The following is an 11231-nucleotide window of genomic DNA, read 5'->3' as shown; positions in this document are numbered from 1 at the left end:
ATCCTGAAATGCTTCGCCTTCACGCCGAGCCAGATGCTGCCGCGCTATCATGACCTGATGAGCCGCAAGACCGGCGACGTCATGACGCCGGAGTTCATCTATGTCAGCCCCGATACGCGGCTGACGCGCGTGCTCCAGATCATGGTCGAGCATCGCATCAGGAGTATCATCGTGCTCGACAGCGCGCAGAAGCTGGTCGGCATCATCGCCCGCGAGGACGTCATCGCGGCGCTCAAGGCGACGGCGCGCGACTGACAGCGCCTCCAGTTCCCGCGATTTCAAACTCCGTGATTTCACGGAAGCAATCGGCCACCGCGTGCGCGGCGCCGGCCGCAGGCGATTGATGTGGCTCTCTGATCCGCGATCAGCCTCACATTAACAGAAATCCACCTAGCTTGATTTCAATCAATTCCCCGCGAGGGTGGATGTGGTTTCTGGCGCTGTGTTCTTTCAGAGAGAATCCGCGATGAGCCAGCCCTCCATCTCCAAATCCATGACATCAGGTGAAAGCGGCCTGGCTGTCGTGTTCGCAGCCACCGCCTTCCTCTGCGTGATCGCCGCGGCCAAGGCGCTCGATGCACCCTTCGCCTTCCACGCCGCGCTCAGCGCGGCGGCGAGCGTGGCTGCGGTGTTCTGCATCGTCAACCGCTACTTCGAGCGCCCGGCGGCGCTGCCGCCGGCGGAGATCAACGGCCGTCCCAACTACAACATGGGGCCGATCAAGTTCTCCTCCTTCATGGCGATGTTCTGGGGCATCGCCGGCTTCCTCGTCGGCCTCATCATCGCCTCGCAGCTGGCCTGGCCTGCGCTGAACTTCGATCTGCCCTGGATCAGTTTCGGCCGCCTGCGTCCTCTGCACACCTCCGCGGTGATCTTCGCCTTCGGCGGCAACGTGCTGATCGCGACATCCTTCTACGTCGTGCAGAAGTCCTGCCGCGTGCGCCTTGCCGGCGACCTCGCGCCCTGGTTCGTCGTGGTCGGCTACAATTTCTTCATCCTGGTCGCGGGCACCGGCTATCTGCTCGGCGTGACCCAGTCGAAGGAATATGCCGAGCCGGAATGGTACGCCGATCTCTGGCTGACCATCGTCTGGGTGGTCTATCTGCTCGTCTTCCTCGCCACCATCATCAAGCGCAAGGAACCGCACATCTTCGTCGCGAACTGGTTCTATCTGGCCTTCATCGTGACGATCGCGGTGCTGCATCTCGGCAACAACCCCGCGCTTCCCGTCTCGGTGTTCGGCTCGAAGTCCTACGTCGCCTGGGGCGGCATCCAGGATGCGATGTTCCAGTGGTGGTACGGCCATAACGCGGTCGGCTTCTTCCTGACCGCCGGCTTCCTCGCCATCATGTACTACTTCATCCCCAAGCGCGCCGAGCGGCCGATCTATTCCTACCGCCTGTCGATCATCCACTTCTGGGCGCTGATCTTCCTCTACATCTGGGCAGGTCCGCACCATCTGCACTACACGGCGCTGCCCGACTGGACGCAGACGCTCGGCATGACCTTCTCGATCATGCTGTGGATGCCCTCCTGGGGCGGCATGATCAACGGCCTGATGACGCTGTCGGGTGCCTGGGACAAGCTGCGCACCGACCCCGTGCTGCGCATGCTCGTGGTCTCCGTCGCCTTCTACGGCATGTCGACCTTCGAAGGCCCGATGATGTCGATCAAGGTGGTCAACTCGCTCAGCCACTACACCGACTGGACCATCGGCCACGTGCACTCCGGTGCACTCGGCTGGGTCGGCTTCGTCTCCTTCGGCGCGCTCTACTGCCTGGTGCCGTGGGCCTGGAATCGCAAGGGCCTCTACAGCCTGAAGCTCGTCAACTGGCACTTCTGGGTCGCGACCCTCGGCATCGTGCTCTACATCTCGGCGATGTGGGTGTCCGGCATCCTCCAGGGCCTGATGTGGCGCGCCTACACCTCGCTCGGCTTCCTCGAATACTCCTTCATCGAGACCGTCGAGGCGATGCATCCCTTCTACGTCATCCGTGCTGCCGGTGGCGGGCTGTTCCTGATCGGCGCGCTGATCATGGCCTACAATCTCTGGATGACCGTCCGCGTCGGCGAAGCGGAAGTCCAGATGCCCGTCGCTCTTCAGCCGGCGGAATGAGGAGCTCAAGCAATGTCGTTCTGGACACGTCACCAAGTCTTCGAAAAGAACTCGATCATCCTGATCGTCGGCATCCTGCTGGTGATCGCGATCGGCGGCCTCGTCGAGATCACCCCGCTGTTCTACCTCAAGAGCACGATCGAGGCGGTCGACGGCGTCAGGCCGTACACACCGCTGGAGCTCGCGGGCCGCAACGTCTACGTCCGCGAGGGCTGTTATCTCTGCCATTCGCAGATGATCCGGCCGCTGCGCGACGAGGTCGAGCGCTACGGCCACTTCTCGCTGGCCGCCGAGAGCATGTTCGACCATCCGTTCCAGTGGGGCTCGAAGCGCACCGGTCCGGACCTTGCCCGCGTCGGCGCCAAGTATTCCGACGACTGGCACGTCACCCATCTGACCAACCCGCGCGCGATCGTGCCGCAGTCGGTGATGCCGGGCTATCCGTTCCTCAGCGCAACCGAAGTGGATCCGGACACGATCGCCGACCACATGCGTACGCTCCGGACCGTCGGCGTGCCCTACACGGACGACCAGATCGCCAACGCGGGCGCCGATCTGAAGGCCCAGGCCGATCCGGACAATGCCGGCTCCGACGCCTTCAGCAAGCGCTACGCCAAGGCCGTCGTGCGCAACTTCGACGGCAAGACCGGTACGCCGACCGAGATGGACGCGCTGATCGCGTACCTGCAGATGCTCGGCACGCTGGTCGACTTCAAGATCTACAACGAGAAAGCCAATCTTCGCTGAGAGGGCATCAACGATGAAAGCCATCCTGACACTCGACAATCTCGCGTCCGGTCTCGTGACCACGATCTGGACGCCGGTGTTCGTCGCGATCTTTCTCGCGATCATCGCCTACGCATTTTGGCCCCGTAACAAGGCTGCGTTCGACGAAGCAGCACACCTGCCGTTGCGGGAGGAGTGAGAGACCATGACCGATCATAGCGAATTCGATTCTGTTTCCGGCAAGACGACGACCGGACATGAGTGGGACGGCATCAAGGAGCTCAACACGCCGCTGCCGCGCTGGTGGGTGATCAGCTTCTATCTCACCATCGTCTGGTCGATCGGCTACTGGATCGTCTATCCGGCCTGGCCGCTGATTTCGAGCAATACGACCGGGCTGCTCGGCTACTCGACGCGCGCCAGCCTCGCAGTAGAGCTCGCCAATCTCGAGGCGCTCCGCGGTGAGAAGATGGCGGCGTTGGCGGCGGCGCCGCTCGCAGACATCGAGAAGGATCCGGCCCTGCTGGCGCTTGCGCGCGCGAAAGGCAAGACCGTGTTCGGCGACAATTGCGCGCCGTGCCACGGCTCCGGCGGTGCCGGCGCCAAGGGCTTCCCGAACCTGAACGACGACGACTGGCTGTGGGGCGGCACGCTCGACCAGATCATGCAGACCATCCAGTTCGGGGTCCGCTCCGGTCATGCCAAGACGCACGAGGGCCAGATGCTCGCCTTCGGCAAGGACGGCGTGCTGAAGGGCGACGAGATCGTCACGGTCGCCAATTACGTGCGGTCGCTGTCGGGGCTGCCGACCCGGGCGGGCTACGACAAGGCCAAGGGCGAGAAGATCTTCGTCGAGAATTGCGTCGCCTGCCACGGTGATGGCGGCAAGGGCAACCAGGAGATGGGCGCGCCTGATCTGACCGACAAGATCTGGCTCTATGGCTCGGACGAGGTCGCCCTGATCGAGACCATCAGCCAGGGCCGCGCCGGCGTCATGCCGGCCTGGGAAGGGCGGCTCGATCCCGCCACCATCAAGGCGATGGCGGTCTACGTCCACTCGCTGGGCGGTGGAAAATAGCTGATCAGCAGCGAACGGGGGTGAACAAAAGTGCCCCCGTTTGAGCTGGATCAACTGAAGCAGCGACGTCGGGTCTAGGTTCAATCGCACCCCCTCGAGAAGTTTCAGGTGATGAACAAGACCGTGAACCCGAAAGACCTCACATCGGACGATGACGTCGGGCCCCTCTACGCAGCCCGGAAGAAGGTCTATCCCCAGAGCGTCTCCGGCACGTTTCGCCGGATCAAATGGGGCCTGATGGCGTTCTGCCTCGGCGTTTACTACTTCCTGCCCTTCGTGCGCTGGAATCGCGGCCTTGGCGCGCCGAGCCAGGCGGTGCTGATCGACCTGCCCAACAGCCGCTTCTATTTCTTCTTCATCGAGCTGTGGCCGCAGGAGGTCTACTACTTCACCGGCCTGTTGATCGTCGCCGCGGTCGCGCTGTTCCTGATGAACTCCATCGGCGGCCGGATCTGGTGCGGCTATCTCTGTCCGCAGACCGTCTGGACCGACCTGTTCTATGCTGTCGAACGCCTGATCGAGGGCGACCGCCGCGAGCGGATGAAGAAGGACAAATCGTCCGACCCGATGAAGCTCGAGCGCATCTCCGAGATCGTGCTCAAGCATTCGATCTGGCTGCTGATCGCCTGGTGGACCGGCGGTGCCTGGGTGCYCTACTTCAACGACGCGCCGACCCTGGTGAAGGAGCTCGTGACCTTCCAGGGACCGATGATCGCCTATATCTGGATCGGCATCCTCACCGCGACGACCTATTTGCTCGCCGGCTACATGCGCGAGCAGGTCTGCACTTACATGTGCCCGTGGCCGCGGATCCAGGCGGCGCTCACCGACGAATGGGCGCTCAACGTCACCTACCGTTACGACCGCGGCGAGAAGCGCACCTCGGTCAAGAAGGCGGCCGAGCTGCGCGCGCTCGGCGAGCAGGTCGGCGATTGCGTCGATTGCTACYAGTGCGTCGCGGTTTGCCCGACCGGCATCGACATCCGCAACGGACCGCAGATGGAATGCATCCAGTGCGGGCTCTGCATCGACGCCTGCGACAACGTGATGACCAAGATCGGCCGGCCGAAGCGCCTGATCGGCTATGACAACGACGTCAACATCCATCGCCGCCAGGAAGGCAAGGCGCCGATCTACCGGATCGTCCGGGCCCGCACCGTGGTCTACAGCGTGATCATCGCGGCCGTCGGCGGCTTCATGATCTATACGCTCGCGACCCGCAGCCTGCTCGACGTCAACGTGCTGCATGACCGCAATCCGGTCGCGGTCAAGCTCAGCGACGGCTCGATCCGCAACGCCTACACGGTTCGGCTGCTCAACAAGAGCGGCTACGACCGCGTCATCGCGATCGACGCGAACGGTCCGGCCAATTTGACGGTTCACGTCATCRGCATCGATGCGGTGACGCCTGATAGGCCGATGATCGTGATCCCCCGCGACTCCACAAGCGAGCTGCGCCTGCTCGTCACCGCGCCGGCGGAAGGCAATCCGGAGAAGTCGATCCCGGTTCACTTCCACGTCACCGATATCGGGCTCGGCGAGGTCGCGTCCGCCACCGACAATTTCGTCGCGCCCTAGGATCAGGAGACAGCCATGGCCTCCAAGCCGCTGACCGGAACAAAAGTCTTCCTGATGCTGGTCGCTTTCTTCGGCGTCGTGATTGGCGTCAACATGACCATGATGAAGCTCGCGATCGCGACGCTGCCAGGCACCGACGTCGACAGCCCCTATGCCGCGGGTCTCACCTATGATCGCGAGATCTCGGCGGCGCAGGACCAGGCCGCACGTAAATGGAAGGTCAACGCCCATATCGAGCGCAGTACCGATGGTGGCGCCGTGCTTCAGGTTGAGGCACGCGATGCCAGCGGCCAGCCGATGAGCGGCCTGAAATTCGGCGGGCGCCTGGAGCGTCCGACCGACAAGCGCGCTGATCTGGCGGTCGAACTCTCCGAGGCCGGCATAGGCATCTATCGCGGCAGTGCCGCTGCCGTTGCACCGGGCCAGTGGGATCTCGTGATCGAAGGCGAAGCGCGCGGCACGCGCGTGTTCCTGTCGCGCAACCGCGTGATCCTGAACTGAAGGACTTCGTCATGCACGTCACGCGGGATTTCTCGCACTACGTCCGGAGCGCGGGCGAGGGTATCGAGCACATCGACCTCGCGGTCGAAGGCGTCCACTGCGCCGGCTGCATGGCCAAGATCGAGCGCGGATTGTCCGTCATCCCCGACGTCACGCTGGCGCGCGTGAACCTCACCGACCGCCGCGTCGCGCTCGAATGGAAAGCGGGCACGCTCGACCCGAGCCGTTTCATCGATCGGCTCGAAGAGCTCGGCTACAAGGCCTATCCGTTCGAGACCGAGAGCGCGGAAGTGGCGGAGGTCGCCGAATCCCGTTTCCTGCTGCGCTGCCTCGGGGTTGCGGCGTTCGCCACCATGAACGTGATGATGCTGTCGATCCCGGTATGGTCGGGCAACGTCTCGGACATGCTGCCCGAGCAGCGCGACTTCTTCCACTGGCTGTCGGCCCTGATCGCGCTGCCGGCGGCCGCCTATGCCGGCCAGCCGTTCTTCCGCTCCGCCTGGCGCGCGCTGTCGAACAAGACCACCAACATGGACGTGCCGATCTCGATCGGCGTGATCCTCGCGCTCGGCATGTCCGTGGTCGAAACCATCCATCATGCCGAGCACGCCTATTTCGACGCGGCGATCATGCTGCTGACGTTCCTGCTGGTCGGCCGCTTCCTCGACCAGAACATGCGGCGGCGGACGCGTGCGGTCGCCGGCAATCTCGCCGCGCTGAAGGCGGAGACGGCGGCCAGGTTCGTCGGGCCTGACGAGATTTCACAAGTGCCCGTCGCCGTGATCAATCCTGGCGACATCGTGCTGCTGCGGCCCGGTGAGCGTTGTGCGGTCGACGGCACCGTGATCGAGGGGCGTTCCGAGATCGACCAGAGCCTGATCACCGGCGAGACGCTCTATGTCACGGCCGAGCAGGGCACGCCGGTCTATGCCGGCTCCATGAACATCTCCGGCACGCTGCGGGTGCGCGTTTCGGCGGCTTCCGAAGCAACGCTGCTCGCCGAGATCACGCGGCTGCTCGACAACGCGCTCCAGGCACGCTCGCGCTACATGCGGCTCGCCGACCGCGCCTCGCGGCTCTACGCGCCGGTGGTGCATGCGACCGCGCTCATCACCATTTTGGGCTGGGTCATCGCGGGTGCGTCCTGGCATGATGCGATCGTCACCGGCGTTGCGGTGCTGATCATCACCTGTCCCTGCGCGCTCGGGCTTGCGATTCCGACGGTTCAGACGGTGGCCTCGGGCGCGATGTTCAAGTCCGGCGTGCTGCTCAATTCCGGCGATGCGATCGAGCGGCTGGCGGAAGCCGACCACGTCATCTTCGACAAGACCGGCACGCTGACGCTGCCCGATCTCGAAGTGATGAACGCGGCTGACATTCCCGCCGACATCTTCGAACTGGCCGGGCGGCTCGCGCTGTCGAGCCATCATCCGGTCGCCGCCGCGGTGGCGCAGGCCGCCGGCGCCAGGTCGCCGATCGTCGGTGCGGTCGAGGAGGCCGGGCAGGGCGTGCGCGCAGTCGCCGACGGCATCGAGATCCGCCTTGGCCGTCCGTCCTTCTGCGGCGCCGAGGCGCTGGTCGGCGGCGCCACGCTCGATCCTGAAGCGTCGGTCGTGGCTTTCAGCAAGGGAGCCGAAAAATTCATCCTCTCGGTGCGTCAGGGCCTGCGCCCGGACGCTCAGGCCGTGATCGCGGCGCTGAAGGCGCGGGGCATCGGCATCGAGATCCTCTCCGGCGACCGCGAGCCGGCGGTGAAGGCCGCCGCCCACGCGCTCTCCATTCCCGAATGGCGCGCCGGCGTCACGCCGGCCGACAAGATCGCGCGGATCGAGGAATTGAAGCGGCGCGGTGCAAGAGTGCTGATGGTCGGCGACGGCATGAACGATGCGCCCTCGCTGGCGGCGGCCCATGTCTCGATGTCGCCGATCTCGGCCGCGCATCTCAGCCAGGCCACCGCCGATCTCGTCTTCCTCGGCCGGCCGCTGGCGCCCGTCGTCGCCGCGATCGATTCCGCGCGCAAGGCGCTGCACCTGATGCGGCAGAACCTCTGGCTTGCCATCGGCTATAACGTCCTTGCGGTGCCGGTCGCGATCAGCGGCGTCGTGACGCCGCTGATTGCCGCCGCCGCCATGAGCGGATCGTCGATCCTGGTCATGCTGAATTCGCTGCGCGCACGCAGCGCCTCGCGGGAGATCGTGTGATGGAAATCCTGGTCATCCTGGTCCCGCTGGCGCTGGCGCTGGGAGGCGCCGGCCTCGTCGCCTTCCTCTGGTCGCTCAGAAGCGGCCAGTACGACGATCTCGATGGCGCCGCCTGGCGCGCGATCGCCGACGACGAACCGCCGCAGGAGGCTCCGGTCAAGCGCTAGCGCTTGAGGGCGAATGTGAGCATGGCGGCGGCCGCGAGGGCCACGCCGACACCGGCGACGCAGGCGTGCCAGCCGAAGCTGTCGAACAGCCGCCCGAGCACGGCCGTGCCGACGAGCCCGCCAAAGAAGTAACAGGCAAGATAGGTCCCGCTGGCGACGCCGCGGTTGTCGGTGGCGGCTTGCCCGACGAAACCGGTCGCGGCCGCCTGCGCGAAGAATGTGCCGACACCAACGAGGACCATGCCGGTGAGCACTTCGCCCAGATGCGACGCCAGCATCAGCGGCAGGCCCAGTCCGGCCACAGCGAGCGAGCCCCATATTGTCGGCCGTGTCCCGAGCCGCGATGCCACCCTGCCGGCGAGCAACGTCGTGACCACTGACGGCAGGAAGACGAAATAGACGAGGCCCAGATCCATCATGCCGAGCGACAGCGGCGGCCGGACCAGCACGAAATTGACGAAAGTGAAGGTGCCGATGAAGGCGAACAGGATGCAGAAGCCGATGCCGTAGGCTGCACGCAGCCGCGGATTGCGCCAATGCGCGATCATGGCGACAAGCGGCGGGCCCGCCGGCGTCATGGCGTGCATCGGCTGCGCGCGTCGAATGGTGAAATAGACCAGCGCCGCGCCGGCGAGGTTGAGCGTCGCGAAGAAATAGAAATTCCAGGCGAGACCGAGGCCGTCGGCGACCGCCGCCGAGATCAGCCGGCCGACGAGATTGCTGGCGACATTGCCGGTGATGTAGGCGGCAAACGCGCCGCCGGCGTCCATCGCGCTGCATTGTTCGCCGAGATAGGCGAGGGTGAGCGCGAAGGCGGATGCCATGCACAGGCCTTGCGCGATCCGCAAGGCGGTGAAGACCGCAAGATTTGGCGCGGTCGCCAGCAGGCCCGTGGGGACCGCCAGCAGCGTGAGGCTGAGCAGGATGCCGGTCCGCCGGTTGATGCGCGGGCTGAAGAAGCCGACGACGAGGCTAGCCGTCGCCATGCCGAAGGTGCTGGCGTTGACGGCAAAGCCCATCGCCGCGGGCGTGACGCCGTAATGGCGCGTCAGCGAAGGCAGGATCGCCTGCGTCGCGAAGAGATCGACGACGGTCAGGAAGGCGGTGAGGCCGATGACGAGCGAACGAAGCGCAAGGCCCGGGGAATGCTCATCCATCATCATCGCGGTCGGTTTGATCGACGCGGAAAGATCGGTCATGGCTCGGCTCTCCGTTGATCTGTCATTCCGGGCTGGTGCGCAAGCACCAGACCCGGAATCTCGAGATTCCGGGTTCGCTTCGCGCCCCGGAACGACGGCTCACTCTGGGTGCCCGTTACATATGATGATCGTTGGGATCCCTGCGGACGTCGCCGACATAGAGAATGACCGTCTCCTTGCCGAGGTTCTTCCACCAATGCGAGGTGCCTGATACCTCGGGGCGGATGTCGCCGGCCTTGTGCACGATCGGATCGACGCAGTTGGAGGCGTATTCGACGATCTCGCCTTGCTGCACGAAGATCAGGGCAGGGCGATCGTCGTGGCTGTGCCAGGGCACGATGCCGCCGGGTTCGATGGTGAGCTTCCGGAAGCGCAGCTCGCGGCCCTCGATATGCGCCGGCTGCTTGCCGAGATCGATGGCTCCGAGCGTGACGTCGGTGACGCCGACCGGCTTGTAATCGACCATCTGATGCGCATTTGGCTTCATCTTGTCGGCGGGGCATTCGCCCGCAAAGGCCGGCTGCGCCGCAAAGGTCAGCATGCCGAGAACGGCAAGGCCGGACAAGTCTACGCGCGACAACATGTGATGCCTAGACATGGGGAAGTCTCCTCTGTTGGCCGCAACCTCGCTGGTCGCCGGCTATGGCAGGAGCTTCGTCGAGAGCGAGCCCGTCGTGAAATGCCGTTTCGCTTTCGGCGCGATAGCCCAGCGCTATGTCGATGCGCGGCGGCTATCGAACCGATCGGGCATCGGCATTTCCGCTTTCGGGATATCCGGCGTCCGATGGTGGGGCGCCCGATTGGCGGCGGCCGCCCCTTGCGGACGGCCGGACCAGGAACCTAATATTCGTCCTTCGAACGCCGGAGCGGAAGATGACGTCTCTCTCACCAGCTGATGCCGAGCAGCTCAAGCTTGCCTTCCAGCGCTGCCGCGAGATGGAGGGAACGCTGAACGAGCAGCTCCTCGCGTATGCCGACGCAAGCCGCCAGGTGTTTCCGGCCTATGGCGAGGCGGTCGATCGCCTGGTGGCGCGATTGAACGGGAACGGCGGCGGGGAGAACGCGCCGCGTCCGGGCGATGTGATGCCGCCATTCATGCTGCCTGACGAGGGCGGGCGTCTCGTGACGCTGCCCGCGCTGCTGGCGCAAGGCCCCGTCGTGGTGATGTTCTTCCGCGGCCACTGGTGTCCCTATTGCCGGCTCAATGTCCGCGCCGTGGTCCAGGCGCAGGACCGCGTCGAGGCGATGGGCGCGCAGATCGTTGCGATCATGCCGGAGACGCAGGAATACACTAGCCAGCTCAAGGCTGATTCCGGTGCGCCATTTCCGATCCTGACCGATCTCGACAATGGCTATGCGCTGTCGCTCAATCTCGCGATCTGGCTCGGCGCCGAGATCCAGAGACTGTTGTCCTATCAGGACATGGCGAAATTCCACGGCAATGACGGCTGGATGCTGCCGATCCCTGCGGTGTTCGTGGTCGGCCGCGACGGCATCGTCAAGGCGCGCTTCGTCGATCCAGATTTCCGCAAGCGCATGGAGATCGACGATCTGCTCGAGGCGTTGGAGAGCGCGAGCCGGGAGAACTGAGGCTGCGCACTTTTCTTACCCTCTCCCCTTGTGGGAGAGGGTGGCTCGCCGCGTAGCGGCGAGACCGGTGAGGGG

General features: G+C 64.8%; 13 protein-coding genes. 11 read left to right on the top strand and 2 right to left on the bottom strand.

Features of this window, described 5'->3' with window-relative positions; all coding sequences use genetic code 11:
- The 9 genes from AC1D00_RS10405 to ccoS all read left to right on the top strand — a co-directional run.
- Positions 1–255, top strand: a 255-nt coding sequence (locus tag AC1D00_RS10405) for a CBS domain-containing protein (RefSeq protein ID WP_477010607.1), incomplete at its 5' end; no start/stop codon positions are given.
- A 211-nt stretch (positions 256–466) separates the two neighbouring features.
- Positions 467–2116: a cytochrome-c oxidase, cbb3-type subunit I gene (ccoN, locus tag AC1D00_RS10400; protein WP_271575299.1), complete on the top strand. Its 1650-nt coding sequence runs from the start codon at positions 467–469 to the stop codon at positions 2114–2116.
- A gap of 12 nt (positions 2117–2128) precedes the next feature.
- Positions 2129–2863 (top strand): cytochrome-c oxidase, cbb3-type subunit II, encoded by a 735-nt coding sequence (gene ccoO / locus AC1D00_RS10395; protein ID WP_027546562.1) that lies wholly within the window; start codon positions 2129–2131, stop codon positions 2861–2863.
- Between the two features lie 13 nt (positions 2864–2876).
- Positions 2877–3041, top strand: a complete 165-nt coding sequence (locus AC1D00_RS10390; RefSeq protein ID WP_015687703.1) for a CcoQ/FixQ family Cbb3-type cytochrome c oxidase assembly chaperone — start codon at positions 2877–2879, stop codon at positions 3039–3041.
- Between the two features lie 6 nt (positions 3042–3047).
- Positions 3048–3920 carry a cytochrome-c oxidase, cbb3-type subunit III gene (ccoP, locus tag AC1D00_RS10385; RefSeq protein WP_477010606.1) on the top strand — a complete coding sequence of 291 codons (873 nt, stop codon included), beginning with the start codon at positions 3048–3050 and terminating at the stop codon, positions 3918–3920.
- 111 nt (positions 3921–4031) lie between these two features.
- Positions 4032–5498, top strand: coding sequence for a cytochrome c oxidase accessory protein CcoG (ccoG, locus tag AC1D00_RS10380; protein ID WP_477010605.1), 1467 nt, complete (start codon positions 4032–4034; stop codon positions 5496–5498).
- 15 nt (positions 5499–5513) lie between these two features.
- Complete coding sequence (locus AC1D00_RS10375; RefSeq protein WP_135178515.1) at positions 5514–5999, top strand: FixH family protein; 486 nt, start codon at positions 5514–5516, stop codon at positions 5997–5999.
- A gap of 11 nt (positions 6000–6010) precedes the next feature.
- Positions 6011–8200 (top strand): cation-translocating P-type ATPase, encoded by a 2190-nt coding sequence (locus tag AC1D00_RS10370; RefSeq protein ID WP_477010604.1) that lies wholly within the window; start codon positions 6011–6013, stop codon positions 8198–8200.
- Entirely contained in the window at positions 8200–8367 is a 168-nt protein-coding gene (gene ccoS / locus AC1D00_RS10365) for a cbb3-type cytochrome oxidase assembly protein CcoS (RefSeq protein WP_027546557.1), read from the top strand. Before AC1D00_RS10370 ends, ccoS begins: the two co-directional genes overlap by 1 nt.
- Here the strand turns inward: ccoS and AC1D00_RS10360 are convergent.
- Together AC1D00_RS10360 and AC1D00_RS10355 are read right to left on the bottom strand one after the other, a co-directional pair.
- The gene (locus AC1D00_RS10360; protein ID WP_477010603.1) at positions 8364–9566 is read right to left on the bottom strand and encodes an MFS transporter; all 1203 of its coding nucleotides are present in this window, start codon (positions 9564–9566) and stop codon (positions 8364–8366) included. The genes ccoS and AC1D00_RS10360 overlap by 4 nt on opposite strands.
- 115 nt (positions 9567–9681) lie before the next feature.
- Positions 9682–10164, bottom strand: a complete 483-nt coding sequence (locus tag AC1D00_RS10355; RefSeq protein WP_477010602.1) for a cupin domain-containing protein — start codon at positions 10162–10164, stop codon at positions 9682–9684.
- A gap of 16 nt (positions 10165–10180) precedes the next feature.
- On the opposite strand from AC1D00_RS10355, the gene AC1D00_RS10350 reads away from it, so the two are divergent.
- Both AC1D00_RS10350 and AC1D00_RS10345 read left to right on the top strand, forming a co-directional pair.
- Positions 10181–10462 (top strand): hypothetical protein, encoded by a 282-nt coding sequence (locus AC1D00_RS10350; protein ID WP_477010601.1) that lies wholly within the window; start codon positions 10181–10183, stop codon positions 10460–10462.
- The gene (locus tag AC1D00_RS10345) at positions 10440–11156 is read left to right on the top strand and encodes a peroxiredoxin-like family protein (protein ID WP_477010600.1); all 717 of its coding nucleotides are present in this window, start codon (positions 10440–10442) and stop codon (positions 11154–11156) included. Before AC1D00_RS10350 ends, AC1D00_RS10345 begins: the two co-directional genes overlap by 23 nt.
- Positions 11157–11231 lie beyond the last annotated feature (75 nt).

This window comes from Bradyrhizobium sp. P2_E8 (genome assembly GCF_056403875.1).
Note: the sequence above shows the minus strand (reverse complement) of the source record. Positions and strands in the feature narration are given on the sequence as shown.

Excerpts from the sequence above, each read along its gene's own strand:
- ccoN (WP_271575299.1), top strand. The coding sequence starts at position 467 with ATGAGCCAGCCCTCCATCTCCAAATCCATGACATCAGGTGAAAGCGGC.
- ccoO (WP_027546562.1), top strand. The coding sequence starts at position 2,129 with ATGTCGTTCTGGACACGTCACCAAGTCTTCGAAAAGAACTCGATCATC.
- AC1D00_RS10390 (WP_015687703.1), top strand. The coding sequence starts at position 2,877 with ATGAAAGCCATCCTGACACTCGACAATCTCGCGTCCGGTCTCGTGACC.
- ccoP (WP_477010606.1), top strand. The coding sequence starts at position 3,048 with ATGACCGATCATAGCGAATTCGATTCTGTTTCCGGCAAGACGACGACC.
- AC1D00_RS10375 (WP_135178515.1), top strand. The coding sequence starts at position 5,514 with ATGGCCTCCAAGCCGCTGACCGGAACAAAAGTCTTCCTGATGCTGGTC.
- AC1D00_RS10370 (WP_477010604.1), top strand. The coding sequence starts at position 6,011 with ATGCACGTCACGCGGGATTTCTCGCACTACGTCCGGAGCGCGGGCGAG.
- ccoS (WP_027546557.1), top strand. The coding sequence starts at position 8,200 with ATGGAAATCCTGGTCATCCTGGTCCCGCTGGCGCTGGCGCTGGGAGGC.
- AC1D00_RS10360 (WP_477010603.1), bottom strand. The coding sequence starts at position 9,566 with ATGACCGATCTTTCCGCGTCGATCAAACCGACCGCGATGATGATGGAT.
- AC1D00_RS10355 (WP_477010602.1), bottom strand. The coding sequence starts at position 10,164 with ATGTCTAGGCATCACATGTTGTCGCGCGTAGACTTGTCCGGCCTTGCC.
- AC1D00_RS10345 (WP_477010600.1), top strand. The coding sequence starts at position 10,440 with ATGACGTCTCTCTCACCAGCTGATGCCGAGCAGCTCAAGCTTGCCTTC.